General features: G+C 73.4%; 24 protein-coding genes and 1 pseudogene. 13 read left to right on the top strand and 12 right to left on the bottom strand.

The window, feature by feature from the left end; genetic code table 11:
• Positions 1-374: 374 nt before the first annotated feature.
• Together ACIRSU_RS22545 and ACIRSU_RS22550 are read right to left on the bottom strand one after the other, a co-directional pair.
• Entirely contained in the window at positions 375-848 is a 474-nt protein-coding gene (locus ACIRSU_RS22545) for an SSI family serine proteinase inhibitor (RefSeq protein WP_403794984.1), read from the bottom strand.
• Between the two features lie 270 nt (positions 849-1,118).
• Positions 1,119-1,622 (bottom strand): anthrone oxygenase family protein, encoded by a 504-nt coding sequence (locus tag ACIRSU_RS22550; protein ID WP_403794987.1) that lies wholly within the window; start codon positions 1,620-1,622, stop codon positions 1,119-1,121.
• Between the two features lie 83 nt (positions 1,623-1,705).
• On the opposite strand from ACIRSU_RS22550, the gene ACIRSU_RS22555 reads away from it, so the two are divergent.
• Positions 1,706-2,305: a TetR/AcrR family transcriptional regulator gene (locus tag ACIRSU_RS22555; protein ID WP_403794990.1), complete on the top strand. Its 600-nt coding sequence runs from the start codon at positions 1,706-1,708 to the stop codon at positions 2,303-2,305.
• A gap of 46 nt (positions 2,306-2,351) precedes the next feature.
• Here the strand turns inward: ACIRSU_RS22555 and ACIRSU_RS22560 are convergent, their stop codons facing one another.
• From ACIRSU_RS22560 to ACIRSU_RS22570, 3 genes are all read right to left on the bottom strand, one after another.
• Positions 2,352-3,971, bottom strand: a complete 1,620-nt coding sequence (locus ACIRSU_RS22560) for a transporter (RefSeq protein ID WP_403794992.1) — start codon at positions 3,969-3,971, stop codon at positions 2,352-2,354.
• The gene (locus tag ACIRSU_RS22565; RefSeq protein WP_403796406.1) at positions 3,968-4,807 is read right to left on the bottom strand and encodes an ABC transporter ATP-binding protein; all 840 of its coding nucleotides are present in this window, start codon (positions 4,805-4,807) and stop codon (positions 3,968-3,970) included. The genes ACIRSU_RS22560 and ACIRSU_RS22565 overlap by 4 nt, the downstream gene beginning before the upstream one ends.
• Before the next feature lie 104 nt (positions 4,808-4,911).
• Positions 4,912-5,589, bottom strand: a complete 678-nt coding sequence (locus tag ACIRSU_RS22570; RefSeq protein ID WP_403794995.1) for a bifunctional DNA primase/polymerase — start codon at positions 5,587-5,589, stop codon at positions 4,912-4,914.
• A 323-nt stretch (positions 5,590-5,912) separates the two neighbouring features.
• Here ACIRSU_RS22570 and ACIRSU_RS22575 point away from each other — a divergent pair, with 323 nt between their 5' ends.
• On the top strand, positions 5,913-7,295 hold the full coding sequence (locus tag ACIRSU_RS22575) for a transcriptional regulator (RefSeq protein WP_403794998.1): 1,383 nt from the start codon (positions 5,913-5,915) through the stop codon (positions 7,293-7,295).
• Positions 7,296-7,462: 167 nt separating this feature from the next.
• A complete protein-coding gene (locus tag ACIRSU_RS22580) occupies positions 7,463-8,737 on the top strand; it encodes a hypothetical protein (protein WP_403795000.1) in 1,275 nt (424 codons plus the stop codon).
• 20 nt (positions 8,738-8,757) lie between these two features.
• On the opposite strand, the gene ACIRSU_RS22585 is transcribed toward ACIRSU_RS22580, so the two are convergent.
• Positions 8,758-10,014 carry an ABC transporter substrate-binding protein gene (locus tag ACIRSU_RS22585; RefSeq protein WP_403795003.1) on the bottom strand — a complete coding sequence of 419 codons (1,257 nt, stop codon included), beginning with the start codon at positions 10,012-10,014 and terminating at the stop codon, positions 8,758-8,760.
• Between the two features lie 193 nt (positions 10,015-10,207).
• Here ACIRSU_RS22585 and ACIRSU_RS22590 point away from each other — a divergent pair, with 193 nt between their 5' ends.
• On the top strand, positions 10,208-10,654 hold the full coding sequence (locus ACIRSU_RS22590; RefSeq protein ID WP_403796407.1) for a hypothetical protein: 447 nt from the start codon (positions 10,208-10,210) through the stop codon (positions 10,652-10,654).
• Positions 10,655-10,700: 46 nt separating this feature from the next.
• The gene (purU, locus tag ACIRSU_RS22595; RefSeq protein ID WP_403795006.1) at positions 10,701-11,552 is read left to right on the top strand and encodes a formyltetrahydrofolate deformylase; all 852 of its coding nucleotides are present in this window, start codon (positions 10,701-10,703) and stop codon (positions 11,550-11,552) included.
• Positions 11,553-11,585: 33 nt separating this feature from the next.
• Here purU and ACIRSU_RS22600 read toward each other — a convergent pair.
• Positions 11,586-12,878: pseudogene (locus ACIRSU_RS22600) on the bottom strand (zf-HC2 domain-containing protein).
• A complete protein-coding gene (locus ACIRSU_RS22605) occupies positions 12,875-13,468 on the bottom strand; it encodes a sigma-70 family RNA polymerase sigma factor (RefSeq protein ID WP_403795009.1) in 594 nt (197 codons plus the stop codon). The pseudogene ACIRSU_RS22600 and the gene ACIRSU_RS22605 overlap by 4 nt, the downstream one beginning before the upstream one ends.
• A gap of 247 nt (positions 13,469-13,715) precedes the next feature.
• Here ACIRSU_RS22605 and ACIRSU_RS22610 point away from each other — a divergent pair, with 247 nt between their 5' ends.
• Positions 13,716-14,090, top strand: a complete 375-nt coding sequence (locus ACIRSU_RS22610; protein ID WP_403795011.1) for an STAS domain-containing protein — start codon at positions 13,716-13,718, stop codon at positions 14,088-14,090.
• A 6-nt stretch (positions 14,091-14,096) separates the two neighbouring features.
• Here the strand turns inward: ACIRSU_RS22610 and ACIRSU_RS22615 are convergent, their stop codons facing one another.
• The gene (locus tag ACIRSU_RS22615; RefSeq protein ID WP_403795014.1) at positions 14,097-15,641 is read right to left on the bottom strand and encodes a class I adenylate-forming enzyme family protein; all 1,545 of its coding nucleotides are present in this window, start codon (positions 15,639-15,641) and stop codon (positions 14,097-14,099) included.
• A 153-nt stretch (positions 15,642-15,794) separates the two neighbouring features.
• Here ACIRSU_RS22615 and ACIRSU_RS22620 point away from each other — a divergent pair, with 153 nt between their 5' ends.
• The 4 genes from ACIRSU_RS22620 (at position 15,795) to ACIRSU_RS22635 (ending at position 19,903) form a co-directional block, all read left to right on the top strand.
• Positions 15,795-16,997 (top strand): amidohydrolase family protein, encoded by a 1,203-nt coding sequence (locus ACIRSU_RS22620; RefSeq protein WP_403795017.1) that lies wholly within the window; start codon positions 15,795-15,797, stop codon positions 16,995-16,997.
• Positions 16,997-18,130 carry an acyl-CoA dehydrogenase family protein gene (locus ACIRSU_RS22625; RefSeq protein ID WP_403795019.1) on the top strand — a complete coding sequence of 378 codons (1,134 nt, stop codon included), beginning with the start codon at positions 16,997-16,999 and terminating at the stop codon, positions 18,128-18,130. Before ACIRSU_RS22620 ends, ACIRSU_RS22625 begins: the two co-directional genes overlap by 1 nt.
• A gap of 8 nt (positions 18,131-18,138) precedes the next feature.
• Complete coding sequence (locus ACIRSU_RS22630) at positions 18,139-19,080, top strand: acyl-CoA dehydrogenase family protein (protein WP_403795022.1); 942 nt, start codon at positions 18,139-18,141, stop codon at positions 19,078-19,080.
• Between the two features lie 376 nt (positions 19,081-19,456).
• Positions 19,457-19,903 carry an ATP-binding protein gene (locus ACIRSU_RS22635; RefSeq protein ID WP_403795025.1) on the top strand — a complete coding sequence of 149 codons (447 nt, stop codon included), beginning with the start codon at positions 19,457-19,459 and terminating at the stop codon, positions 19,901-19,903.
• A 169-nt stretch (positions 19,904-20,072) separates the two neighbouring features.
• On the opposite strand, the gene ACIRSU_RS22640 is transcribed toward ACIRSU_RS22635, so the two are convergent.
• Positions 20,073-20,999 carry a cyclase family protein gene (locus ACIRSU_RS22640; RefSeq protein WP_403795026.1) on the bottom strand — a complete coding sequence of 309 codons (927 nt, stop codon included), beginning with the start codon at positions 20,997-20,999 and terminating at the stop codon, positions 20,073-20,075.
• Positions 21,000-21,100: 101 nt separating this feature from the next.
• On the opposite strand from ACIRSU_RS22640, the gene ACIRSU_RS22645 reads away from it, so the two are divergent.
• From ACIRSU_RS22645 to ACIRSU_RS22655, 3 genes are read left to right on the top strand one after another with little or no spacing between them, the layout of a single operon-like run.
• Positions 21,101-22,033 carry an SDR family oxidoreductase gene (locus ACIRSU_RS22645; protein WP_403795029.1) on the top strand — a complete coding sequence of 311 codons (933 nt, stop codon included), beginning with the start codon at positions 21,101-21,103 and terminating at the stop codon, positions 22,031-22,033.
• Positions 22,030-23,079 carry a Zn-dependent alcohol dehydrogenase gene (locus ACIRSU_RS22650; RefSeq protein ID WP_403795030.1) on the top strand — a complete coding sequence of 350 codons (1,050 nt, stop codon included), beginning with the start codon at positions 22,030-22,032 and terminating at the stop codon, positions 23,077-23,079. The genes ACIRSU_RS22645 and ACIRSU_RS22650 overlap by 4 nt, the downstream gene beginning before the upstream one ends.
• Before the next feature lie 40 nt (positions 23,080-23,119).
• Positions 23,120-24,364 (top strand): MFS transporter, encoded by a 1,245-nt coding sequence (locus tag ACIRSU_RS22655; protein ID WP_403795033.1) that lies wholly within the window; start codon positions 23,120-23,122, stop codon positions 24,362-24,364.
• Here ACIRSU_RS22655 and ACIRSU_RS22660 read toward each other — a convergent pair.
• Together ACIRSU_RS22660 and ACIRSU_RS22665 are read right to left on the bottom strand one after the other, a co-directional pair.
• Positions 24,297-24,959, bottom strand: coding sequence for a type 1 glutamine amidotransferase domain-containing protein (locus ACIRSU_RS22660; RefSeq protein WP_403795036.1), 663 nt, complete (start codon positions 24,957-24,959; stop codon positions 24,297-24,299). The genes ACIRSU_RS22655 and ACIRSU_RS22660 overlap by 68 nt on opposite strands.
• Positions 24,956-26,158 carry an MFS transporter gene (locus tag ACIRSU_RS22665; RefSeq protein ID WP_403795039.1) on the bottom strand — a complete coding sequence of 401 codons (1,203 nt, stop codon included), beginning with the start codon at positions 26,156-26,158 and terminating at the stop codon, positions 24,956-24,958. The genes ACIRSU_RS22660 and ACIRSU_RS22665 overlap by 4 nt, the downstream gene beginning before the upstream one ends.
• Positions 26,159-26,160: the final 2 nt, after the last annotated feature.

Consider the following 26,160-nt stretch of genomic DNA (forward strand, 5'->3'; position numbering starts at 1 on the left):
CCGCTGGTGGGGGGCGCCTGTGTGCGCCGGGGGGGGGGGCCCCCCAAACAACACGACCCCAACAACCTCCCCGGGGGGGGGGGGGCGGGGCGGGGGGCCGCCGGGGGGGGGGGGGGGGGGGGGCCCCCCCCCCCCCCCACGTCCCGGTGGGTTCGCACCTGAGGGTCGCGGCGCCGGACGGAGCGGCTCACGGGGGTCGCCGGTCTGGAAGGGGCCGATACGGCCGATACGGCGGACACCTTGCGGGCTCGGCACCGCTGCCCGTCTGCGCGCGCCGAGGCGTCGCGAGACGGGCAGCGGTCCGTCGGCGTACAGGCCTCGGTTCGGACCGGGGGCGCGGTGACGGCGTCCGGCGACGAAGGCCGGAGCGGGTCTCAGAACGCGAAGACCGTGCCCTCGCCCGTCGCCGCCCGCAGCTCGCAGGCGTTGCCGTACCGGGCCGACCAGCGCACCTGCCGGCCCTCCCACACGCCGACGCCCGTCACCGTGACCGGGTCCCACTCGCGGGTGCAGGGGACGTGCCGCTCCGGCGCGGTCACGCGGGTCAGGCGGGCCAGGCGGGCGAAGTTCCCGTCGACCTCGGTGAGTTCGCGACACGCCTCGACGGGCGCCGGGTGGGTGCCGGACGCGGACGGCGAACAGCTCAGGGTGACGGCGCGGACCACCGTGGCGGTGGCGGGGCGCTCGCCCCTGCCGAGCGTGAGGACGAGCGCCGTCGGCGCGTAGAGGCCCGGGGTCGAGGCGGGGGCGGCCTCGGCGGTGCCGGTGCCGGCGATGGCGGTGCCGATCAGGGCGAGACCACTCGCGGTGGCGAGTGCGGTGGCGCCGAGCGTACGGAAGGAGCGCACGGGGGTGTCCCTTTCGCGTGGGTCCGAAGACACGGGGGTGGCCGGAGCTGTGAGAGCTACCGGGGATGCGAGCCGATCCGGCTGCGCACCGGAGTCTCGCCGACGCGCAGCGTGATCGCACATCCGTCCGCCGGTTTCCGGCCGTACCCCCGTACGACCCGCCGCCCGACTGGTCGTTCGGCCCTCGAACTGCCCTCGCGTGCCAGGCTGTTCAATTCTGGACAGCCCGCTGACCTGCGATGACGGGGAAAATGTTCGACCTTGGACCAGTCATGGACGAGCTTGATCGTCCGGAAGACCGTAGGTCCGGGTGCGCAGGGCGATCATGATGAGGACGCCGAAGGCGGCGATGCCGACGGCGGTCCGCGCGTCGTTGAAGAGCTCCCAGCGGCGCAGGAGTTCCGGGGTGTCGGGGTCGGGCCCGCTGACCGCCCACCGCTTGATGTGGGCGTTGATCGGCACGTTCCCGAAGCGGGTGATCAGGAACGAGGTGAAGGCGAGCGCGCTCGCCGCGGCGGCGGCGACGCGGGCGCGGCCGCGGGTGAGGACGGCGAGGGTGAGCGAGCCGAGGGTGGTGACGATCATCGCGCCCTGCACGGTGATGCCGTTGATCTTCATCAGCTCGGCGTGGAACGAGAACCGCATGTCCTGCGGCACGGCGTTGAACGTGGGTACGAGGTTGGCGGCGCCGTAGCCGAAGGCGCCGGCGAGCAGGCCGCTCGCGAGCAGCGTGATCCCGTGGATCCCGCGGACGGTCCGGGCGCGACGACTCATTGCTCTTCCCCCTGGAGACGATACGATCTCTTACAGCTCTGTAAAGGTATTGGCTGCGCTTAAAATAGACAAGGCTGTAAGAGATGACCGTCTCCGGAGACCGACCCAGGCCCCGCCGGCGCCGCGCCGACGCCGAGCGCAGCCGGGCGGCCATCCTCGACGCCGCGATCCACCTCCTCCGCGAGCGCCCGGACGCCGGCATGGAGGCCGTCGCCAGGACGGCCGGGGTGACCCGGCAGACCGTCTACGCGCACTTCTCGTCCCGCGACGAGCTCCTCGCCGCCGCCATCGAGCGGCTCACCGAGGACGCCGTCGCCGCCATGGACGCCGCGAACCTGGACGAGGGCTCCGCCACCGACGCGCTGCTGCGCTTCCTGACCGCGGCCCGGAAGGCGTATCAGGCCAACTCGTTCCTCTTCCGCGCCGCTCCCGGCGCCGGGAGCCAGGGCGACGAGGCGCTCCACGCGCCTGTCGCGGACCGGCTCACCCGGCTCTTCGAACGCGGGCTCGCGGCGGGCGAGTTCAAGGCCGGGCTCGAAGCCCGCTGGCTGGTCGCCGCCGTGGTCGCGCTCGGTCACGCGTCCGGCGACGAGACCGCCGCCGGACGCATGACACGCACGGAGGCGGAGGCCGCGCTCCGCACGTCGGTCCTCCGCCTCCTTGGCGTCGAGCACGCCCCTTAGGGGGTGTCTCGCCGATCATGCCGGGCTCGCGACGCCCGGCCTGCGACTAGCCCTTGCTCACCGCCGCCAGGATCTCCGGCAGCCGCTTCGACACCCGCGGCGCCGCCAGCTTCAGACCGCCCCAGACGAGCAGCGCGCCGTAGCCGGCGCCGCCCGGCAGCAGCAGCCAGAGGGCCGACTCGGTGTCCGTGAGGTGCAGGACGACGAGCGTGACGATCACCGGGGCGCAGAGCACCGCGGCGGAGAACACGCCGCCGAAGACGGAGATCAGCGACAGACCGGCCTGGCCCGGCGCCACGTTCTTGTACGCGCTGCCCTGCGGGATCGAGTACGGGAACCAGGCCGAGGTCACCGCGCCGATGCCGACCATCGCGCCGAGCACCGCGAGCGCCAGGCCGAGGGCCTGCGGGAAGCCGCCCCACGCGCCGATGACGCCGGCCGTCGCCGTCATCACGAGGACGGTGAACGGCACGGTGATGGACAGCATCGTCAGGGCCCGCGCGCGCAGTTCGGCGTAGGCGTCGGCCGGCGTCGAGATGGTCTGCGCCACCATCCAGAAGGCGGACGTGTCCTGGCCGAACTGGTTGAACATCTGCAGACCCAGCATGCCCGAGGCGAAGCACGCGAAGTAGAGCGAGCCGGTGCCCTGCAGGGCGTTGAACAGCGGGACGATCGCGCCGATGGCGAGCGAGGTCACCCAGCCGGCCTTCGTCTTCGGGTCGCGCCAGATGTAGCGCAGCCCGCGCTCCATCACCGTGCCCGTGCGTCCGCCCGGAAGCAGCCGGCCGAGCCGGCCCGACGACGCCGACTTGTCCTTGGCGCCCGCGCCGTCCGACGCGCCGATCGTCGAGCCGTCCGGCGCCGTCATCAGCTTGACCAGGCTGCGCTGCCACCACACCAGCAGGCCGGCCACGCCGGCCGCGGCGAGCAGCAGCTTCGCGGCGGCGATCGCGTAGTCGCCCTCGCCCGCCGCGCCGATCGCGGAGACCGCGGATGCCGGCGGCAGCCAGCCCACGACCTGGGCGACCGGTTCGAGCGCCGAGAGCCCGCCGGCCCGGCTGAGCCGCTGCGCGCCGAAGTTGACCAGCTGCATGCCGACCGCGATCACAAGGCCGGACAGGACGGCCAGGTCACGGCCCTTGCGCGAGGTCAGGAGCCGTACGTTCGCGGCGGCCACCGCACGCGAGAGCGCCACGCAGCCGACGACAGCCAGCGGTACGGCGAGCACGGCGACGACCGTGCCCGCGGCGCCGTGCGCGACCGCCAGGGCCGCGCCGACCGCCAGGACCACGGTGAGGCCCGGGCCGATGCCGACGAGCGAGGCCACGAGCAGCGCCCGGACCAGCGGCCGCGGCCGCAGCGGCAGCATCACGAGACGCGACGGGTCGAGGGTCTCGTCGCCGCTCGGCAGGAACAGCGGCATGACCGTCCAGGACAGCGCGAGCACGCCCGTGATCAGCACCGAGACCGTGGTCGCGGCCGCGTGCCCGCGCAGCGCGAGGAAGGCGAGCGTCATGCCGGCGGCGAGGAGCGCGGCGAAGACGATCGACGAGACATAGGCGGCGGTCCGCCCGCCCGACTGCCGCAGGCCGTTCTTCAGGAGCGACAGCTTGAGCCGTACGAAGACCGAGGTCAGCGAAGGGGCCGCGGCGGGAGCGGTGGTCATCGGGCCGAACCGCCCAGCCAGTCGAGCGACTGCCCGGCGTCCCGCCCGTTCGCGCCGACCAGCTCCAGGAACGCGGCCTGCAGCGACGGCGCCGTGCCCCGTACCTGCGCCAGCGGGCCCTGCGCGCGGATCTGCCCGGCGGCCATCACGGCGACCCAGTCGCACAGCGACTCCACCAGCTCCATGACGTGGCTGGAGAAGACGACGGTGGCGCCGGAGGAGGTGTAGCGCTCCAGGACGCCGCGGATGGTCTGCGCGGAGACCGGGTCGACGCCCTCGAACGGCTCGTCCAGGAAGAGGACTTCCGGGTTGTGCAGCAGGGCCGCCGCCAGGCCGATCTTCTTCCGCATGCCGGTCGAGTAGTCGACGACCAGCTTGTGCTGCGAGCCCGCGAGGTCGAGCACGTCGAGCAGCTGCGTGGCGCGCTTGTCGACCTCGGCGCCCGGCAGACCGCGCAGCCGGCCGCTGTAGGCGAGGAGTTCACGGCCCGAGAGGCGCTCGAAGAGCCGCAGCCCCTCCGGCAGGATGCCGATCCGCGCCTTGACCTGGGCGACGGACTCGGGATCGGCCCACACGTCGTGGCCGCCGATCCGGATGCGCCCGGCGTCGGGCCGCAGCAGGCCGGTGATCATGGAGAGGGTGGTGGTCTTGCCGGCGCCGTTGGGCCCGACAAGGCCGATGAACTTGCCCGCGGGAAGCACGAGATCGATCCCGTTCACCGCGATCTGCTGGCCGAAGCGCTTCCACAGCCCCTCGACATGAACGGCGGGCGCCGCACCGGATCCCGGTGCGGCGCCCGCCGCTTCGTACGCCCCGTCGAATGCCTGGTCAGGCACCATCTTGCGTCAACCCTTCGGTTGTCCCCGTGTATTCGGGGACCACCATACGGCTGAACGCCTTTCGGCCACATTGCCAGGACCCGGCAGCGAGGACGGGCCCGTCATTGCCGCCGGGACCTGGCGTCCGCCGCCTCCCGCCCGCATGCGTACGCCAGCGCGCTGATCAGCTCCTCCGCGTCCGGCAGCCAGCGGTTCGCCGCCGTGGGCTTACGGGCCCACTGCACCGCCCCGTACCCGCCGACCCGGGTCGGCGGCGCCGCCACGAAGTGCCCCTCGCCGCGCGTGACGAGGTCGATCGCGGACGGCACCCAGCCCAGCTTGCGCACCAGGTCCGGCACCTTGGCCGCGGCGCCGGGCAGCACGAAGAAGAACATCCGGCGGTCCGGCGTGCAGGTCACCGGGCCGAGCGTCAGCTCCATCCGCTCCATCCGGGCCAGCGCGAGGAAGCCGGCCGAGTCCGACACCTCGATCGCGTCGAAGGTACGCCCGGTCGGCAGCAGGATCGACGCCTTCGGCTGCTTCGACCACATCCGGCGGGCCCCGACGGCGCTGCCCGTCGCCTGGGTCGACCAGTCCGGCCTGGCCGGGTGCGCGCCGGGCGCCGGACACGCGTCCGCGCCGCAGGAGCAGCGCTCGCCGCCCTCGACCGGCTCCAGCCAGGTCCCGGGGAACACGTCCCAGTGCCGCTCTTCCGCGTACCGCACCGCGCTGTCCAGCAGCAGCTCGCCCCGCTGCTTGGGGATCTGTGCGGCTTCCGTGACTCCGATGGTCTCTTCCACGACGAGCTCAACTCCCGCCGTCACCTGGGGTTACGGGCGCGGCGCCCCGGCCGGGTGGCGCATCGATCCTGCATACGGGGCGCACGGGTGCACGGACGGGGGCGCGCGGGGGCAGGTCGAGCGGGCGGGGGGTACGGATGGGACGGGGGGCGTCGGTGACGTACCGCCGTACCGCGCGTGGGCGGGTGGGGCAGGGCGACCGACGTGTCCGGTTTCGCGTGTTCACATCTGCATTGACCGGATATCGGCCGGGCAGTGATCAGCCAGTCGATCACGTGGATCGCTTCGATCACGCTCATGCGCGGCCTCAGGGGGTAGCAATCATGGCAGCCAGGCCACTCGTCGCCCGCCAGCCCAACGAACGGCTGCAGGCGCTCATCCAGGAAGCCGGGTGCTCCAACGCCGGCCTCGCCCGCAGGGTCAACATGGTCGGCGCGGAGCGCGGCCTCGACCTGCGCTACGACAAGACGTCGGTGGCGCGCTGGCTGCGCGGGCAGCAGCCGCGCGGCCGGGCGCCGGGCATCATCGCCGAGGCCCTCGGCCGCAAGCTCGGCCGCACGGTCACCATCGACGAGGTCGGCATGGCCAACGGCCGCAACCTCGCCTCCGGCGTCGGCCTCCAGTTCGCGCCGACCGTGCTCGGGGCCATCGAGCAGGTCTGCGAGCTGTGGCGCAGCGACGTCGGCAGACGGGACTTCCTGTCCGCCTCGACGGTCGCCGCCTCCGCGCTCGTCGAGCCCAGCCGCGACTGGCTGATCACCGGCGCCGACCCGCAGGTCGCCCGGCACGCCGGGGCCCGGGTCGGGGCGTCGGACGTGGCGGCGGTACGGGCGATGACGGCCGCCCTGGTCGACCTGGACCGCAAGTTCGGCAGCGGGCACGTGCGCCCGGTGGTCGTCCACTACCTCAACAGCGTGGTGTCGGGCATGCTCTCCGGCTCCTACCGGGAGGCCGTCGGCCGCGAGCTGTTCGCCGCCGTCTCCCGGCTCACCGAACTCGCCGGCTACATGGCGGTCGACACCGGCCAGCCGGGACTCGCCCAGCGCTACTACATCCAGGCGCTGCGGCTCGCGCAGGCCGGCGGCGACCGGGCCTACGGCGGTTACGTGCTGGCCGCGTCGATGAGCCACCTCGCGGCCCAGCTCGGCAACCCGCGGGAGATCGCGCAGCTCGCGCGGGCCGCGCAGGAGGGCGCGCGCGGGCAGGTGCCGCCGCGCGCGGAGGCGATGTTCCTCGCCGCCGAGGCCCGCGGGCACGCGCTGCTCGGCGACGCCCGCGCCTGCGAGCTGGTCGCGGGCCGGGCCGAGGAGGCCCTGCGGCGGGCCGACCCGGACGCCGGCGACGACCCGTCCTGGATCGCCCACTTCGACGAGGCGTACCTCGCGGACGAGCTGGCGCACTGCCACCGCGACCTGGGCCAGGGCCGGGAGGCGGCCCGGGCGGCCGAGCGGTCCCTGGCCGGCCACCCCGAGTCGCGGGTCCGGCGGCGGGCGATCGGCCTGGCGCTGCTCGCCTCGGCGCAGGTCCAGCAGCGCGAGGTCGAGGAGGCCTGCCGGACCGGCACCCGCGCCCTGGAGATGCTGGGCACGCTGCGGTCCTCGCGCGGCGCGGAGTACCTGGGCGATCTGAAGGACCGCCTGGAGCCGTTCGCGAGGGAGGCGGTGGTGCGGGAGTTCGGGGCGCGGCTCGACCTGCACGCGGCGTAGGTCACACGCGGACGACAGGGCGTACGACATGGGTCACACCCGTACGTCACACCTGCGTCACACCGGGTCGGACGTGTGTGCGGCGGCCCGGGGGCACCCGGTAGCGTGAGCCGACGATTCCGTAGCCAGAGCAAGAACGCCCAGCAGTCCAGTACACAGGAGTCCCGGTGACGCACAGCGGACAGGGGCCGGAGCAGCAGTATCCGGCCGCTCAGCCCCTCCCCCCTGAGGTGACCCCTGGTGGCTCCTCGGACGCCCAGGCGACGCAGTACCTGCCGCCGATCCCGGCGCAGCCGCCGGCCGCGCCGCCGCAGCCCGGCTACGGCTATCCGCAGGCCGCCCCGCAGCAGCCGCAGTCGCAGCCGCAGCCCGGCTACGGCTATCCGCAGGCCGCCCCGCAGCAGCCGCAGTCGCAGCCGCAGCCGGGGTACGGCTATCCCGGCCCGGACTCCCAGGCCACGCAGTTCATCGCGCCGGTCGCGGACTCCCAGGCCACGCAGTACATCCCGCCGGTCGCCGCCGGGCCCGACGCCCAGGCGACCCAGTACATGGCTCCCGTGCCGCCCCAGGCGCCGGTGCCGCCCCAGGTGCCGCAGGAGCGGCCGCCGCTCGCCGACTTCGACAACCTGTTCCGGAGCGAGACCCCGCAGCCCCCGGCCCCGCAGCCCGGTTACGGCTATCCGCAGGCGCCGCCCCAGGCGACCCAGCAGTTCCAGCCGCCGCAGCCGCCGCCCCCGCAGCAGCAGTACGGCTACGAGGACGCGTACTACGACGACGAGCCCGAGCCGCCGCGCCGCAGGTCGCCCCTCGCGCTGATCGCGGGTGTCGTCGCGGGCTGCGCCGTGATCGGACTCGCCGCGGGCGCGCTGCTCAGCGGCGGGGACGACGACAAGAAGGACACGGCCGGCGGCGGGCAGAACGTGGCCGCGAGCTCGGCCGCGCCCTCCGGCTCCGCGGGCGCGCCGAGCGAGCAGGCCGCCGACCCGGTGAAGGCCCAGGCGGAGGCCCTGGACAAGCTGCTCGCGGACAGCAACAACAGCCGCGACACGGTGATCCGCTCGGTCGGGAACATCCGGCAGTGCGAGGACCTCGACCAGGCCGCCACCGACCTGCGCGGCGCGGCCCAGCAGCGCCGCGAGCTCGTCACCCGGCTCCAGTCGCTCTCCGTGGACAAGCTGCCGAACAGCACGGCGCTGTCCGCCGCCCTCGTCAAGGCGTGGGAGGCGTCGGCCGCCGCCGACGCCCACTACGCGGCCTGGGCGGACCAGGCGAACGGCAACAAGAAGGCCTGCAAGGGCGGCCACGCCCGGCACACCGGCGAGACGAACGCGGGCGACAGCAAGAGCCTGGAGGCGACGGCCGCGAAGAAGACGGCGGCCGGGCTGTGGAACCCGACCGCCGAGAAGTACGGACTGACGAAGCGCAACTACACCCAGCTCTGACGGGGCGGGCGGCCTGGCCGTCAAGGAGCGGCCAGGACCGTCTCGCCGACGTCGACGAAGCCGGGCTTCTCCGCCACCAGGCGCCCGTCCCGTACGACCTGGAAGGTCACGTCGTGGTTGACGATGCGGGGGAAACCGGGGGCGCCGAGCAGGTCGTCGTACCGCCAGCGGAGCGGGGGCGTCAGACCGCCGGTGTCGATCTTCGCGCCCGCGTCGAGCGCGTGCGAGAGCTGGAGCCCGGTGATCCTGTCGCTGTCGAGCGACTCGATGAGCTGCTTGAGGACCGTGTAGGCGATCCAGGTGGTCTGCACGCCCGTGTCGGTCGGGTCGACGCGGTTGTCGGCGAAGGCGTGCTCCTTGATCACCTTGCGCATCGGGTCCCACGCCTTGTCGTCGGCCTGCGGGTACCAGCCGGTGACGTAGGCGCCCTCGAAGGGGCTGTGCGGGCCGCCGGTGCGGTCGATGAGCGGCTGGTCGACGCTGCCGAGGACGGAGGAGATCCGGACGGATCCGCTGCCGCTCTGCTTCGGCAGGCGCCGGAAGGAGTCGAAGAAGGTCTGGGTGCGCTCGCCGAGCACGGCGGTGACGCAGCCCTCGTCGCCGCCCGCCCGGGCCCGGGCGCGGGTGGCCTGCTGGGTGTACTCGCCGGCGTCCTCGACGGCCGGGATGTCGACGGCGCTGCGGTGGTCGGCCTTGCGGAGCCCGGAGTTGAGCAGGTCGGGCAGCCGGTCGCCGGCGATGGTGTCGGGGCGGACCAGGGAGACCTTGCGGCAGCTCGCGGCGAGCTGCATGCCGTGGCCGGCGATGAGGGAGGCCACACCGCCGTTGACGGGGTAGGAGAGCGGGCTGGTGAACTCGTCCTCGGAGATGCCGTAGCCGCCGATGTACGGGATGTCGGCGGCCTCCAGCGGGGCCATGAAGGCGTTGCCGTTCTGGCTGTACGAGCCGACGACGGCGACCGCGCCCTCGCGGACGGCCCGGCGGGCGCACGCGGCGGCGCCGGCGGCGGTGTTCTCTTCGTTGCAGGTGAGCACGCGGAGCTCGTGGCCGTTGATGCCGCCGTTGGCGTTGACCCAGCGGGCATAGGCCTTGGCCATGGCGGGCATGCCGGGCATGTTGGTGGCGCGGGTCTGGTCAGGAGCCCAGGTCATGACGGTGACGGGCTCCCTGGAGCCCCCCGTGGCCCCAGGGAGTACGCCGCAGCCGGTGAGCAGCGACGCTGCGGCCGCCGCTGTCGTGACGTACGCGAGGAGAGAAGTGAGTCGCCTACCGGTCATGGGCATGCACAATTCCGCCTCATGGGTAACGCGGTGGTGAGGCTGATCCAACGCTGGGTGACGTCAAGGTGAATTGCGGGGGTCGGCCGAGGCCGGGAACCGCGCTGTCAGAGGGGGAACGTACGATCGAACGGTGTCCAGCTCCACGTCCCCTTCAGTGAACTCTTCCCGTCGCGGCCGTCGCTCCTCCACCATGGGCGGCATGCCGCTGAACGACATGCCGTGGTGGCGCTGGCGCGCGAACGTGCGCTCGGCGCTGCACATGCTTTCGGACCCGGGGTTCCACGAGACCGCCTGGCTGGCCGGCCAGGAGGGGTACGGGGACATCACCGACGCCGTGTACCGGCTGGTGGAGGACACCTGGCTGGACAACTGGTCCGCCGAGAAGTACGTGGGGACGATCTTCCGCGACTCCGGCGAGGCCGCGCTCGTCGACGTCGCCGTCCTGCGCGTGCTGCGGATCATGCACCAGGTCGGCGCGGACGCGCCGGTCTCCGCGTATCTGGAGCACCACGGCTGGCCGGAGGCGGTGCGGGCCGCGCGCGAGGCGCACATACGCATGGCGACGGCCGACGGGGACGACCCGGACGCGCCGCCGCGCTCGCTCGAGGTGCTGCGGATCATGACGCGTTCCGCCTGACGGACGGGGCGGCATTCGCCGGCGCTCGCTGTGGCAGGCTAGGCAGATGACCGACCAGTACGTCCTCACCCTCTCGAGCCCCGACAAGCAGGGCATCGTGCACGCCGTGTCGAGCTACCTCTTCATCACGGGTTGCAACATCGAGGACAGCCAGCAGTTCGGAGACCGCGACACCGGTCTCTTCTTCATGCGGGTCCACTTCTCGGCCGAGGCCCCGGTCACGGTGGAGAAGCTGCGCGCGAGCTTCGCCGCGGTCGGCGACTCCTTCTCGATGGACTGGCAGATCAACCGGGCCGACGAGCGGATGCGCGTCGTGCTGATGGTGTCGAAGTTCGGCCACTGCCTGAACGACCTGCTGTTCCGCTCGCGGATCGGCGCGCTGCCGGTCGACATCGTCGCGGTGGTGTCCAACCACACCGACTTCGCCGAGCTGGTGGGCTCGTACGGGATCCCGTTCCGGCACATCCCGGTCACCAAGGACACCAAGGCGGAGGCCGAGGCGGAGCTCCTGGAGCTGGTCCGCGAGGAGCGCGTCGAGCTGGTCGTCCTCGCCCGCTACATGCAGGTCCTCTCCGACGACCTCTGCAAGCAGCTCTCCGGCCGGATCATCAACATCCACCACTCCTTCCTGCCGAGCTTCAAGGGCGCCAAGCCCTACCACCAGGCCCACGCCCGCGGCGTGAAGCTCATCGGCGCCACCGCCCACTACGTGACGGCCGACCTCGACGAGGGCCCGATCATCGAGCAGGAGGTCGAGCGGGTGGGCCACGAGGTCACGCCGGACCAGCTGGTCGCGATCGGGCGGGACGTGGAGTGCCAGGCGCTGGCGCGGGCGGTGAAGTGGCACGCGGAGCGCCGCATTCTGCTGAACGGGCGGCGCACGGTCGTCTTCGCGTAGCGCCGGGGCGGGGGACGGAGAAGCCCCCGCCCGCTACATCCGGCTCAGCGACGCCGCCGCGAACAGCACGTCCCTGATCGCCTCGCGGTCGCCGTCCTGGCCCGCGGCCGCGTCCTCCGGCGGGATGTGACCCGCGACGAGCTGACAGAACTCGACGCCGTCCATGGCGACCTGGGCCACCGCGTGGTCGCGGGAGCCGAGGGCGGCGGGGGAGTCCAGAGCGATGAACCAGTGGCCGCCGCCCGCGCCCTCGATCTCCAGGTGGAGGGAGCGGCCCGGCGAGCCGGCCGTGACGAGTTCACGGGGCGGGGCGGCCAGACCCGCGCGACGGCGCCCGGCGAGCGCGGCCGGGAGCTGACGGGCCGCGAGGTCGATCATGCCGTGCAGATGCGCGCCGCTGGGCGGCTCGTACGGATAGTCCACAGCCTCCGCGATGTCCCCGGCGTGCACTCAGCACTCGAAGGCCCGCTCCAGGAGCGCGTCCCGCATCGGCATCGCGAAGTCCCCGTAGGTCACGGTCAGGTCGGCGACGCCACGGCCGGCGAACGACACCGTGCGGATCAGGGTGTGGCCCTGCTCCCGCCACGGTTCGCGGATCGTACGGGTCGGCGGCCGGACCGAGGCGTTCCAGTACGCCTGGGTCCGCTCGGCCGGCGACAGCTCGCCGACGCCCTTGCCCAGCGGATCGTCGAGCCCGAGCGACGCCGCCACCAGGCCGTCCACGGCGAGGAGATGGCCGATGACCCCGGCCACGGTCGTCTTCCGGTTCACCCGCCGCTCGCCCTCGAACCACTTGAGCCGCACCGGCGCGTGCCACTCCGCCTCGCCGATGTCGCGGAGCAGCGCGTCGAGCCGGGCGGTCTCCGCGTCGTACGGGGTCGCCCACGCCGGCACCGGGATCCGGGCCGGGCGGCGGCCGAGACAGTTCTCCAGGACGCGGGAGCGCAGCAGCGGGTCCAGGTCCAGATCGCGCTCGGCGTGCAGGAGTCCGACGGCGTCGCGCAGCCGCAGCGCCTCCTCCGCGCACGGAGCGCACTCGGTGAGGTGCTCCTCGACGGCCCGGGTCTCGGCGGCCGAGCAGGCCGACAGCGCCCAGGCCCCGAGCAGGGACTTGAGCACGCGGTGCGAGAGTTCCGGTACGGGCTCCGCCTCGGCGGCCTTGGCACTGACCGGCTCGGGGCCCACCGGCTCGGGCTCGGCGGCGGCATCGCCGGTGAACGGGGCCAAGGGCGCCGACAGGTCCGCGTGGTCGTCCGCCGCCGGGCGCGGGCCCGGTATCCAGGGAGCGCGCGCGACCTCCTCGGGATCGTCGTTCGCCGCGCTCACAGCGCCCGTCCGTAGCCGCCGTGGCCGGGCGGCGACGAGCCTTCGAGCGGCCGGGTGTTGGCCGTCGAGAGCAGCTGGAGCCCGAGCCGCAGCCGGCGCCGCGCCTCGTCCTCGGTCACCCCGAGGTCCGCGGCCGTCTGCCGGTAGTCCCGGCGCTGGAAGTACGCCAGCTCCAGGGCCTGCCGCAGCGGCGTCGGCATGGACGTCACGATGTAGTCGGCGCGGGCCGCGACCGAGGCCCGGCGCACCTTCTGCTCCAGCTCCTCCGCCGAGCCCTCGCCGCGCTCCGCGAAGGCGAGCGCCTCCGCCTGCCGCAGCCGGTGCACGGCCTGCCGCTGGGTGAGCCGGGCGACCCAGGCACGCATGTTGCCCTGCTTGGGGTCGTACGCGTCGGGGTTCTCCCAGATGTAGCCGAAGACCTCGCGGGTGACCTGGTCGGCCGCGTCGTCGTCGTCGAGCACCCGGTGGGCGAGGCTGTGCACGAGCGACGCGAACTTGTCGTAGAGCTCGCCGAGCGCGGCCGCCTCACCGCGCGCGAGCCGCTGCTGCATCCTGCGGTCCCAGCGCGGTGGTGTGTCCTTCGCCGCCATCCGAGGCCCTCCCGACAGCCCTTGCCCGACCCGAGTTCCTTCCCCAAAGTAATGTGCCCGACCCCCGGCACGCCTCTGTTTGCCACAAGTGCGCTCTTGACGCGCCGCGGGATGGTAAGGAAAGCGACAACCCTGGAGCCGGGGGTTTGGCTGCGGCGCGAGCGGGCAGCGGGAGGGGACGGGAATGCCAGCCTCCGGTTTGTTCCCTCTTCTGTGCCCTTGCCCCTTGCTTCGAAAGGCGCCGCTCGTGACGATCCAGGTCGACGAGGACGAGCAGGACCCATGGACCGTGCTGCGCATCAGCGGGGAGCTGGATCTCGTGACCTCCCCGCTGATCCGCAGACGCCTCCACGCCGTCGTCGCCGTCGGCCGCCACGACGTGGTGCTCGACCTCTCCACCGTCCGCTTCTGCGACTCCAGCGGCGTCGGCGTCCTGGTCGCCGCCCGCCGCCTGATGCGCTCCTGCGGCGGCCGCCTCCGGCTGATCCTGCCCGCCCGCGGCGCCGAGGACGGCGCGCACGTGAACCGCGTCCTCGCCGCACTCGGCGTGCGCCGCCTCTTCGAGGTGTACGCCGACGTGCCGGCCGCCCTCGACGACGCGGCCGAACCGCTGTCCGCCTGACGAGCACTAGGACCGCGCCTCCTCCCCGTACCGCTCGCGCAGCTTGTACTTGAGCACCTTCCGCAGCGTCTCGTTGCGCGGCAGCGCGTCCACCACCTCCAGCTGTTCCGGGAGCTTGAAGACCGACAGGCCCGCCTTCCGCAGGAAGGCCGTGACCTCGGCCAGGGTCAGCGGCTCGGCGCCCGGGGGCTGTTCGACCACCGCGCAGACGCGCTCGCCGCGTTCGGGGTCGGGCAGGCCGATGACGGCGGCGTCGCCGACGCCCGGGTGCTCGTGCAGCAGGTCCTCGATCTCCTTGGCGGAGATGTTCTCCCCCTTGCGGATGATGATGTCCTTGATCCGCCCGGTGAGGACCAGGTGGCCGCTGGGCGTCAGGTGCCCGACGTCCCCGGTGATGAGGAAGCCGTCCTCGTCGAAGGCGGCCGCGGTCTGCGCCGGGTCGAGGTAGCCGCGGCAGACCGCCTCGCCGCGTAGCCGTACCTCTCCGTCCGCCGTGATCCGTATCTCCATGCCGGCGGGCGGGCGGCCCTCGGTCGTGGCCAGGTTCTCGGCGGTGTCGCCCGGGTCGCCCATGGTGATCATCGGGACCTCGGTCATGCCGTAGCCATGGGTGAGCTGGCAGCCCAGCTCGCGGACGACCGCGTGGTAGATCTCCGGCGGCTTGGGCGCTCCGCCGCCCGCGAGGAGGCGGAGGGTGGGGATGACCGGCTCGTCCGGCCGCTTGCGCTGCTCGGCCAGGAACATCGCGTAGAAGGCGGTGGACCCGCCGGCCACGGTGACGCCGTGCTTGCGGTACTCGTCGAGCGCCCCGGGCAGCGCGAACTGCTCGAACATGACCGCGGGGAAGCCGTAGAGCAGCAGCATGACCGTGTAGTCGGGCCCGGCGATGTGCGCGTACGGGAAGGCCATCGAGCCGACGTCGTCGGGGTGGAGGTGCAGCGCGTGGGCGAGGCAGGAGCCGCCCGCCAGCAGTGAACGGTCGGTGTGCAGCACGCCCTTGGGGTCCGAGGTCGTCCCCGAGGTCCAGTAGATCCAGCGGACGTCGGTGCCGGAGGCGGGCGGGGGCGGGAGCACGGCCGGGTCGCCGTCGGGCATCGAATCCGGTTCGTACGCCTCGAAGATCCCGCGCGCGCCGAGCCGCCGGGCCATCGCGGTGTGGTCGAAACCGCGCCAGACGCCGGGCACGGCGAAGAACTCGGCGCCGGACTCGCGCAGCGCGAAGCCGACCTCCTTGTCCCGGTAGAAGGGGATGACCGGTGTCTGCACGGCGCCGAGGCGGGCGAGCGCGAAGGAGAGCACCGCGGTCTCGATCCGGGTCGGCAGCTGCCACGCGACGACGGTCCCGGGCCGCACGCCCATTCCGTACAGTCCGGCGGCCACCCGCTCGGCCCGGTCGCGCAGCTCGCCGAAGGTGAGGGTCCGGTCGCCCTGGAGGAGCACGGGCCGGCCGGGCGTGAGGGCGGCGCGGCGCTCGACGAGCTCCCAGAGCGTGCGGGACGCGCCCAGGGTGTGTGCGGTCTCGGCCGCGGTCGGTATCTCGGACTCGGGCATGCCCTGCTCCTTTCGACTGACGGATCGTCAGATCGTGCGGAGAGCGTAGAGGGGCGGTCCTTGTCGGTCCAGATGCGCGGGGCTAGCCTGAAGGCGCTTCGTATCTGACGGGTCATCAGAAACAGAGAGGCCCCGACACCGGGAGTTGAGTCCATGACGGAACTGCCCCGCATCATCAGCGTCGACGACCACGTGATCGAGCCCGCCCACCTCTTCGCCACCTGGCTCCCGGCCCGCTACCGCGACCGCGGCCCGCAGCCCCTCACCGCCGGGATCGGCGAGCTCGCGTACGTCGGCGGCAAGTACCAGATCACGATGGATCCCGACGGGCCGCCGACCGACTGGTGGATCTACGAGGACCTGAAGTTCCCGTACAAGCGGAACATCGCCGCCGTCGGCTTCGACCGGGACGACATGACCCTGGAGGGCATCACCCGCGAGGAGATGCGCCGCGGCTGCTGGGACCCGGTCGCGCGGCTGAGGGACATGGACCTCAACCACGTCGAGGCGTCGCTCTGCTTCCCGACCTTCCCCCGCTTCTGCGGGCAGACCTTCGCCGAGGCCAAGGACAAGGAGGTCGCGCTCGCCTGCGTGCGCGCCTACAACGACTGGATGGTCGAGGAGTGGTGCGGCGACAGCGGCGGCCGGCTCGTCCCGCTGTGCATCATCCCGCTGTGGGACATCGACCTGGCCGTGGCCGAGATCCGGCGCAACGCGGCCCGCGGGGTCCGGGCGGTCACGTTCTCCGAGATCCCGACGCACCTCGGGCTCCCTTCGATCCACTCCGGCTACTGGGACCCGTTCTTCGCCGTCTGCCAGGAGACCGGGACCGTCGTCAACATGCACATCGGCTCGTCCTCGCAGATGCCGGCCGCCTCGCCCGACGCGCCGCCCGCCGTCCAGGCCTCGCTCAGCTTCAACAACGCGATGGCGTCGATGATGGACTTCCTCTTCTCCGGGGTCCTGGTGAGGTTCCCGCGGCTGAAGCTCGCCTACAGCGAGGGCCAGATGGGCTGGATCCCGTACGCCCTCGAACGCGCCGACGACGTCTGGGAGGAGCACCGCGCCTGGGGCGGCGTGCGCGATCTCGTCCCGGAGCCGCCGTCCACGTACTACTACCGGCAGATCTTCTGCTGCTTCTTCCGCGACAAGCACGGCATCGCCTCGCTGGACGTCGTCGGGCGCGACAACGCCACCTTCGAGACCGACTACCCGCACGTCGACTCGACCTTCCCGCACACCAAGGAGGTCGCGCTCGACCATGTGAAGGGCCTCGACGACGAGACCGTCTACAAGCTGATGCGCGGCAACGCCATCCGCATGCTCGGCCTCGATCTCGACCGGGACCGGCGCTGATGGAGCTCGCGTACACGGAGGAAGAGGAGGAGTTCCGGGCCGGGCTGCGGGACTGGCTCGCGCGGACCCTCCCCGCGCTGCCGCCGAAGCCCGACCCGCTCGACTGGCCGGCCCGGCGCGCGTACGACTGCGGCTGGCAGCGGCGGCTCTACGACGCGGGGTACGGGCACGTGCACTGGGACGCCTCGCCGACGCAGCGGCTGATCTTCCTGGAGGAGACCGAACGCGCCGGGGCCCCGTACGTCGGCGCCAACTTCGTCGGACTGCTCCACGCCGGACCCACCATCGCCGCCGAGGGCACCGCGGAGCAGCGGGCCCGCTGGCTGGAGCCGGTCCTGCGTGGCGACGAGGTGTGGTGCCAGGGCTTCAGCGAGCCCGACGCCGGGTCCGACCTGGCGTCGCTCCGGACGAAGGCCGTCCGGGACGGCGAGCACTACGTCGTCACCGGCCAGAAGATCTGGACCTCGCACGCCGAGGTGGCCGACTGGTGCGAACTCCTCGTCCGCACCGACCCCGAGGCCCCCAAGCACCGCGGGATCAGCTGGCTCGCCATGCCGATGGACAGCCCCGGCATCACGGTCCGGCCGCTGCGCACGCTCGCGGGGTCGGCGGAGTTCGCCGAGATGTTCCTCGACGAGGTGCGGGTGCCGGTCTCGCACCGCGTCGGCGCGGAGAACGACGGCTGGCGGGTCACCATGGTCACCCTCTCCTTCGAGCGCGGCACCGCCTTCGTCGGCGAGGTCGTCGCCTGCCGCCGGGTCCTCGGCGAACTCGCCCGCACGGCACGCAAGAACGGCCGCTGGGACGATCCCGTCCTGCGCCGCCGGCTCGGGCGGCTCGGCGCCGAGTTCCAGGCGCTGTGGCGGCTCACCCAGTGGAACGTCAGCGAGGCGCAGGCCACCGGCGGCGTTCCCGGTGCCGGCGGCTCCGTCTTCAAACTGCGCTACTCGCACGCCCGCCAGGAGCTGTACGACACGGCCGCCGCCGTCCTCGGGCCCGACGCGCTCGACCTGGCGCGCGACTGGAACCTCGACCGGCTGTCCTCGCTCTCGTACACGATCGCCGCGGGCACCTCGCAGATCCAGCAGAACATCGTCGCCGAGCGCATCCTCGGCCTGCCGAAGGGCCGGTGAACCGACGCATGGACTTCCGACTCACCGAGGACCAGCAGGCGCTGAAGCGCGGGGTGCGGGAGCTGCTCGCCGCCCGCTTCGGGCGGGAGGCCCTCCGGGCGGCCGTGGACGCCGGCGGGGTGCTCGACCGGGCGCTGTGGCGGGAGCTCGGCGCGGCCGGGTTCTTCGCGCTGCGGCTCCCGGAGGCGGCCGACGGGGTCGGGCTCGGGCTGCCCGAGGCGGTCCTCGTCTTCGAGGAGGCGGGCCGGGCGCTGCTGCCGGGCCCGCTCGTGGCCACGCACCTGGCGGCGGGGCGGGTGCCGGGCGCGGCCGAGGGCGAGGCGGTGGTGGCGCGGGCCGACGGCGAGCTCGTGGAGTGGCTGGACACGGCGGACGCGGTCCTGGGCGACGCGACCGGAGCCGTACCGATGCGGTCCGTCGACCCGCTGACGCCCCTGCACCGGCTGCCCGGCGGGCCCGCGCCGGCCGGGGCGGACACGGCCTCCCCGCTGACGCCGCCGCACCGGCTGCCCGGCGGACCCGCACCCGCCGAGGCGGACACGGCTTCCCTCCTCACCGCCGCCGAGCAGCTCGGCAGCGCCGCCCGCACCACCGAGCTCGCGGTCGCCTACGCACGCGTGCGCGAGCAGTTCGGGCAGCCGATCGGCGCTTTCCAGGCCGTCAAGCAGTTGTGCGCGCAGATGCTCGTACGAACGGAAGTAGCCCGCGCCGCCGTCTACGCCGCCGCCGTCACCGCGGACCCGGTGGAGATCGCGGGCGCCCGGCTGCTCGCCGACGAGGCGGCGGCCGGCTGCGCCCGGGACTGCCTCCAGGTGCACGGCGGCATGGGCTTCACCTGGGAGGCCGATGTTCATCTGCACCTGAAACGGGCCTGGGTGCGGGCCGGGCGCGGGCTCGGCGGGGCGGTGGCGGAGGAGCGGGTGGCGGCGGCCCTGGAGCCGGCACCGTAACGCGGTCGCGCCGGAGGATCACGCAGCGTCGATATCGGGTTGTGTCCTTCGGCGGGGTCGTCACGGGCCGGAGTCGACCCCGGCCTCCGGTACGCTCCGTTGGATGCGAGTGCTTGTGGGCCCGGATCGCGCCGGTGCCGCCCCTACGGCGGCTCCGGGGCCCGGAATGCCCGCCGTTCGCGCCCCCTGGCGCCGTTTTGCGCGCCTCTGTTCGACTCCCCGCAACGTGCGTCGCACAGTATGGACCATGCGTACTCCTTCGCGCTGGAATATGCCCGAAGCGCTTGTTGCGGTGACTGTACGTCAACCATGCTGTCTCACAAGGGAATCACGTTCCGTTAGGTCGTCGAGGACGCCGGTTCGGATGGTGTGAACGGTGCAGGTGCTTCAGGTTCAGTTGGAGGTCGGGCCGGACCCGGCAGAGGTGGGCCGCGCCCGGCGTTGGGCGCGTTCGCGGCTGGCCGGTTCGGGGATAGGCGATGACGAGCCGCTCGCGGAGACGCTGGTGCTGCTCATCTCCGAGCTCGTGACCAACGCGGTGGTGCACACGGGCTGTCCGGCCGTGCTGCGGATGCTGTTCGGCGGGGGCGGCGTGCGGGTCGAGGTCGCCGACCGCAGCGACCGGCCGCCGCGGCCCCGGCACGCGGCCGGCGAGGACACCAACGGGCGCGGCCTGGAGCTCGTGGACGGTCTCGCGGACCGCTGGGGCTGGCAGCGCGAAGGGGCGGGCAAGAGCATCTGGTGCGAGGTGGACCGGGCTCCGGCCGGGTCGCCGGGGGCGCCGGAATCCGTCGCGGTGTCACCCACCCGGGCGTGGTGTTGACGGTTCGTGGCGAATTGATCACTCTTGGGTGAGCGATTCGTTCTGCGAGGGGAGTCGAGGGGCGCGGCCCCTCGACGAGCGCGGGTCGTGACGGGTGGCGGCTGCGACGCGCCGTGCTCGGGGCGCGCGCGAGTGCCGCCGCCACCCGCGGTTCCTCTCTTGTGACGGTCTACAGGATCGCCACCGGTGCCACCGGTGTGCCCGTGCCGCCCACGAAGGGCTCGGGCATGGCCGAGAGCAGGAAGGCGTACCGCCGCGTCTGTGCACAGGCTGTGGACAGCGCCTCCAGATTCCAGTTCTGCCCCTGGAGCATCCCCATCTCGACGAGGTCGAGGGCGTGCACGGGCAGCCACAGGTCCTCGATCTCCGGCGGGAAGATCTCGAAGGTGAGCGTGTCGTTGGCGACCGCGGCCACGTCCCGGGCGTGGAACCACTCGGGCGTGCGGACGGACAGGCCGGGTGACGGGAACGCGTAGCCGTGCTTGTCGCCGGCCAGGTACACCTGCAGCTGCCCGGTCCGTACGAGCACGATGTCGCCGGACCGGACGGTGACCGCGCCGAACTCGGCGGCCTCGTCCAGGTCTTCGGGGGTCACGGCGTGGTCGCCGGGCAGTCGGTCCACGCCCTTGGCCGCCGCCACGTCGAGCAGGACGCCCCGGCTGACGACGTGGCGTGCGGTGTGGATGCCGCTGAACTCGGAGCGGCCGTGCGCGGTGACCGTGCCGGCCGGGCGTCCGTTGTAGATCCGGCCCGAGTGCGAGACATGGGTGAGCGCGTCCCAGTGGGTGCCCGCCTGGAGACCGAGGGTCACGGCGTCGTCGCTGGTGGCGACCGTGCCGGGGCCGAACAGCTCCTGGTTGATCTGCACCATCGTGTGCAGCGGGTTGACCCGGCCGGGGATCATGCCGGTCTGCACGCCGTCCTGCTTGAGGTCGACGGCGAGCGGGATCCGCTGCCCGGTGCGGACGGTGGCGGCGGCCTCCCGTACCACCTCGTCGGTGATCAGGTTCAGCGTGCCGATCTCGTCGTCCCGGCCCCAACGCCCCCAGTTGTTGACGCGTTTGGCGATCTCGTGGAATTCGGGTGGAAGGGGCATCGGGCGCCTCCGGGGTCTTGTTTTCCGGTATCTGACGGGCCGTAGAATCCTGCCGACGAAGGAATCTAACGGACCGTCAGAAACCCGGGAAGGGGCCGGTCGTGGGGAACTTCTTGGCAGGAAAGGTCGTCGCGGTCACGGGCGCAGGGCGGGGCATCGGCCGCGCCGTCGCCCTCGCCTGCGCGGCGGAGGGCGCGAAGGTCGTCGTCAACGACTACGGGGTGTCCATCGAAGGCGGTGAGCCCACCAGCGAGATCGCCGAGTCCGTGGTCAAGGAGATCGAGGCGGCGGGCGGCGCGGCGGTCGCCGTCGCCGACGACATCTCGACGATGGCGGGCGGACAGCGGATCGTCGACGTGGCGCTCGCCGAGTACGGGCGGATCGACGGCGTCGTGTGCGTGGCCGGCATCCTGCGCGAGCGGATGCTCTTCAACATGTCCGAGGAGGAGTGGGACCCCGTCGTCGCCACCCACCTCAAGGGCACCTTCACCGTCTTCCGCGCCGCGTCCGCCGTCATGCGCCGGCAGGGCTCCGGCACGCTCATCGGCTTCACCAGCGGCAACCACCAGGGCTCCGTCGCACAGGCCAACTACTCCGCCGCCAAGGGCGGCATCATCTCGCTCGTCCGGAGCGCGGCGCTCGGGCTCCACAAGTACGGGGTCACCGCGAACGCGGTCGCGCCGGTCGCCCGTACCCGCATGTCGGCCAACGTGCCGATGACGCTGAAGGAGATCGGCGAGCCGGAGGACGTTGCCGCGCTCGTCGTCTACCTGCTCTCCGACCGGGCCAGGGCGGAGGGGATCACCGGCCAGGTCTACACGATCGCCGGCCCCAAGATCGCCGTCTGGGCCCAGCCGCGCGAGCTGCGCGCCGGATACGCGGAGGGCGGCGCGTGGACGCCGGAGCGGATCGCGGACTTCCTGCCCGGGACGGTCGGCATCGACCCGATGCCGCTGCTCCGGCAACTGGAGGAGATGGCGCGGGCGGCGGCGGCCGGTGACCGCCCCAACACCCGGAAGGAGAGCGGCCGGTGAGAGGCGTCGTCTTCGACGGCAAGGAGGTCCGGGTCGTCGACGACCTGGAGGTCCGCGATCCCGGCCCCGGCGAGGTGCTCGTCGGCATCCGGGCCGCCGGGCTCTGCCACAGCGACCTGTCCGTCGTGGACGGGACGATCCCGTTCCCGGCGCCCGTCGTCCTCGGCCACGAGGGCGCCGGCGTCGTCGAGGCCGTCGGCCCCGGCGTCACCCATGTCGCGCCAGGCGATCACGTCGCCCTGTCCACCCTCGCCAACTGCGGCGCCTGTGCCGACTGCGACCGCGGCCGGCCCACCATGTGCCGCACGGCGATCGGCAGGCCCGGCCGGCCGTTCACCCGCGCGGGCACCCCGCTCTTCCAGTTCGCCTCCAACTCCTCCTTCGCCGAGCGGACCGTCGTCAAGGCCGTGCAGGCGGTGCGGATCCCCGCGGACATCCCGCTCACCTCCGCCGCGCTCATGGGCTGCGGCGTCCTCACGGGCGTCGGCGCCGTCCTCAACCGGGCGAAGGTCGCCCACGGCGAGACCGTCGTCGTCATCGGCACCGGCGGCATCGGCCTCAACGTCCTCCAGGGCGCCCGCATCGCCGGCGCGACGACGATCGTCGCCGTCGACACCAACCCGGCGAAGGAGGCCACCGCCCTCCGCTTCGGCGCCACCCACTTCCTCACCTCGACCGACTCCGTGCGGGAGATCCTGCCCACCGGCGCCGACCACGTCTTCGAGTGCGTCGGCCACACGGGCCTCGTCCGCACCGCCATCGACCTCCTCGACCGCCACGGCCAGGCGATCCTCCTCGGCATGACCGCCCCGACCGCCGAGGCGAGCTTCCCGCCCGCCGCGATGTTCCTCGACAAGTCGGTCCTGGGCTGCCGCTACGGCTCCTCGCGGCCGCAGAAGGACATCGCGCTGTACGCGGAGCTGTACCGGACGGGCCGGCTGCTCCTCGACGAACTCGTCACCACCACGTACCCGGTCGAGGAGTTCGCGCGGGCGGTGGAGGACGCGGAGCAGGGCAAGGTGGCGCGCGGCGTGCTCACCTTCTAAACAAGTGCGGCAGGACCGAGCACTCGTTACGGTCCTGAGCATGTCCTACCGCGAGCTGGCCACCCGACCCGTCCTCGCCTGGTGCGCCGTCACCGTCGCCGCCCGGATACCGGTCGCCATGGCACCGCTCGCGGTCGTCTTCCTGGTGCGCGAGCAGCCCGGCGGCTACAGCCTGGGCGCGGTGCTCGCCGCTGTGTTCGTGATCGGGGAGATCCTCGCCTCGCCCGTGCTCGGCATGCGGCTGAACGCCGAGCGGGCCCGGCCGCAGCTGGCCGCCGGGCTCGCGGTCGGCGCGGCCGGGTTCCTGGGGCTCGGGGCCGTCGGAGGAGCGGGCCACCCGGTCCTCCTGGGGGCACTCGCCTTCCTCGCCGGCGCGGGCCCGGCCGCCGTCCCCGGCGGCCAGCGCGCGCTGCTCACCAGCCTGGTCCCGGAGCGGGCCGTCACCCAGGCGATGAGCATGGAATCGGTGCTGACCTTCGGCATCTGGGCCGCGGCCCCGGCCCTGACGGCCGGCCTGGCCCTGGGCGTCGACCCCGCCGCGCCGCTGCTGCTGCAGGGCGTGCTGATGGCGCTCGCCGTGGCCGGGCAGTGGCTGCTGCCGCGCGGCTGGCAGGCCGAGGGGAAGGAGCGCGGCGGGTCCATGGGCCGGGTCCTGGCCCGGGCCTGGCCCGTGTACGTCACCGGCGCCGCCGGCCTCACCCTGCTCGCGCTCGCCGAGCTGATCCTGCCCGCCCTGCTCGAACAGCGGGCGATCCCGATCGGTTGGGCGGGCCCGCTGCTCGCCGGGTTCTCCATCGGCTCGGCCGTCGGCGCGTTCGTCTACGGGCTGCGCGGCTCCTGGCCGGGCCGGCTGCCGGTGCAGTCCGCCGTGCTCATCGTCGCCGTGTCGGCGGGCGTCGCCCTGGCCGCCGTACTGCCCGGGGCCGCCGGCATCGCCCTCGCCCTCGTCGTCGCCGGCCTCCTCCAGGCCCCCGCCAGCCTCACCCGCAACCTCGCCCTGCGTCAGATCCTGCCGCCGGGGGCGCTCGCCGCCGGCTACTCCGTGATGTACGCGGCGGTCGGCGCCGGCTACGCCACCAGCGGCACGCTCGCCGGCGCGCTGCTGAAGACGGTCGCGCCGTCGACGGCGATCCTGTGCGGGGTCGGCCTGACGCTGACGCTGACGGCGATCGGCGTGTGGGGCGAGCGCCGCATCAGGCCGCCGGACGGGACGGGTGTCACTGAGCCAGCAGTTCGGCCATCTTCCGGGCGAGGCCGGCCGCGGACTGCGGATTCTGACCGGTGACGAGCCGTCCGTCCACGACGACGTGCGCGTGCCGGTCGGGCGCGCACGAGTAGTGCGCGCCGTCCTTCTCCAGGGCGTGCTGGAGCGAGAACGGGACGACGGTGTCGAGGCCGCGGCTCGTCTCGTCCGCGTGCGAGAAGGAGGTCACCGCCCGCCCGTCGAGCAGCAGCCGGTCGTCATCGAGCCGCACGCCGACGAGCGCCGCCGGGCCGTGGCACAACGCGGCGACGACGCCGCCGCGCCCGTACACGCTCCGGACGATCGCGTGCAGCGCCGGATGCCCGTGGAAGTCCCACATGGCCCCGTGCCCGCCGACGAAGTACACGCCGTCGTAGGCCCCCGGGTCGACGTCCTCGGGCCGCCGGCTGTGCGCGATCAGCTCGCCGCCCTCGGGGTCGGCGAGGAAGGCGGTCTGGTGGGGGTCGTGCCGGTCGTGCCCGATCATGGGCGGCTGCCCGCCGTCGACGGAGACGAAGTCGACCGTGTGGCCGGCGGCGCGCAGGACGCGCCAGGGCTCGACGGTCTCGCCGAGGTGGAAGCCGGTGGGACGGCCGCCGAGGTCCGCGTGGCCGGTGAGGACGAACAGGACGTTCATCGTGATGCTCGATTCTTCTCGTGGTTTCGGTCTGCCAGGCGCGCCGTCGCCGCCACCGCGCCCGCCGCGAGCAGCAGCGCCCCCGCGAGCAGCAGCCCCATGCGGTGGTACGAGGTGGCCGCAGCCAGCGTCTGGCCCAGCGAGGCGCCCAGGAACAGGACCGCGGTGTTGAACGAGACCGCGGCGCCCCGGGCCTGCGGCGCCAGCAGGCCGAGCAGTCCCACCAGGCCCGGCACGACCAGGCTGATCCCGGCGACGAAGAGCACGCTCGCGGCGATCGGCACGGCGGGCGTCGCCGTGACCTGGGCGAGGAGCAGCCCGGCGAGGGCCGTCAGGAAGCCGCTGACCGCGAGGAAGCGCGGGCCGCGCCCGCCCGCGTACCGGCTGACGAGCGGCCCGGCGACCAGGCCGAGCGCCCCGAGGGCCTGCACGCCGAGCAGGTCGGTGCCGGAATAGCCGTACTCCTCGCCGAGGAGGCGGCCGAGGACCGCGTACAGGGCGACGAAACTGCCGAAGACCGGCAGGGCCGAGCAGAAGACGGCGAGCACGGCGGGCGTGCGCAGCAGCCGTCCCAGTGCGCGCAGGACCGTGCCGGGGCCGGGGGCGGAGCCACCGGACGGCGTCGGGGTGAGCAGGCGGTGGAAGAGCAGGGCGGCGGCCAGATAGAGCAGCGCCGCCGGCCAGAACGCCCACCGCCAGGCGCCCGCCACCACCTGCCCGAACGCCTGACCGGCCAGGCCCGCGCCGAGCAGGCCCGTCGTGAGGACCGACAGCACCAGCGGCCGGCGGGCCGCGGGCGCGTGTTCCGTCACGTACGCGAGCGCGACCGGCGCGAACGAGGCCGCGGCGAGGCCCTGGAGGGCGCGCAGAGCGAGGAACCAGGCGAAGGAGCCCGCCAGCGGGACGAGCGCCGACACGGCGGCGAGCGCGAGCGCGCCCGCGACGAGGACCGCGCGGCGCCCGTACCGGTCGGACAGCGGCCCGAAGAAGAGGAAGCCGACGGCGTACGCGAGCGAGAACGCGCCGCCGGTCCAGGCGGCGGACCCGGCGTCGACGCCGAAGCGCGCGCCGACCGGGCCCGCGAGCGGGATGGCGAGGTAGAGCTGGGCGGGGATCGCGACGGCCATCGCGGTGAGCAGCGCGAGCTGACCGCCGAAGTCCGGACGGGCGGCGGTCTCGGGCGCATGGGTGAGGGTCACGG

The sequence above is a fragment of the Streptomyces sp. NPDC101160 genome (assembly GCF_044768205.1).
Classification (GTDB): Bacteria; Actinomycetota; Actinomycetes; order Streptomycetales; family Streptomycetaceae; genus Streptomyces.

Bases quoted from the DNA above. Each gene is read 5' to 3' on its own strand.
- ACIRSU_RS22615 (WP_403795014.1), bottom strand. From the start codon at position 15,641: ATGCCCGAGTCCGAGATACCGACCGCGGCCGAGACCGCACACACCCTG.
- ACIRSU_RS22640 (WP_403795026.1), bottom strand. From the start codon at position 20,999: ATGCCCCTTCCACCCGAATTCCACGAGATCGCCAAACGCGTCAACAAC.
- ACIRSU_RS22620 (WP_403795017.1), top strand. From the start codon at position 15,795: ATGACGGAACTGCCCCGCATCATCAGCGTCGACGACCACGTGATCGAG.
- ACIRSU_RS22625 (WP_403795019.1), top strand. From the start codon at position 16,997: ATGGAGCTCGCGTACACGGAGGAAGAGGAGGAGTTCCGGGCCGGGCTG.
- ACIRSU_RS22630 (WP_403795022.1), top strand. From the start codon at position 18,139: ATGGACTTCCGACTCACCGAGGACCAGCAGGCGCTGAAGCGCGGGGTG.
- ACIRSU_RS22585 (WP_403795003.1), bottom strand. From the start codon at position 10,014: ATGACCGGTAGGCGACTCACTTCTCTCCTCGCGTACGTCACGACAGCG.
- purU (WP_403795006.1), top strand. From the start codon at position 10,701: ATGACCGACCAGTACGTCCTCACCCTCTCGAGCCCCGACAAGCAGGGC.
- ACIRSU_RS22550 (WP_403794987.1), bottom strand. From the start codon at position 1,622: ATGAGTCGTCGCGCCCGGACCGTCCGCGGGATCCACGGGATCACGCTG.
- ACIRSU_RS22555 (WP_403794990.1), top strand. From the start codon at position 1,706: ATGACCGTCTCCGGAGACCGACCCAGGCCCCGCCGGCGCCGCGCCGAC.
- ACIRSU_RS22605 (WP_403795009.1), bottom strand. From the start codon at position 13,468: ATGGCGGCGAAGGACACACCACCGCGCTGGGACCGCAGGATGCAGCAG.
- ACIRSU_RS22560 (WP_403794992.1), bottom strand. From the start codon at position 3,971: ATGACCACCGCTCCCGCCGCGGCCCCTTCGCTGACCTCGGTCTTCGTA.
- ACIRSU_RS22655 (WP_403795033.1), top strand. From the start codon at position 23,120: ATGTCCTACCGCGAGCTGGCCACCCGACCCGTCCTCGCCTGGTGCGCC.
- ACIRSU_RS22660 (WP_403795036.1), bottom strand. From the start codon at position 24,959: ATGAACGTCCTGTTCGTCCTCACCGGCCACGCGGACCTCGGCGGCCGT.
- ACIRSU_RS22590 (WP_403796407.1), top strand. From the start codon at position 10,208: ATGGGCGGCATGCCGCTGAACGACATGCCGTGGTGGCGCTGGCGCGCG.
- ACIRSU_RS22575 (WP_403794998.1), top strand. From the start codon at position 5,913: ATGGCAGCCAGGCCACTCGTCGCCCGCCAGCCCAACGAACGGCTGCAG.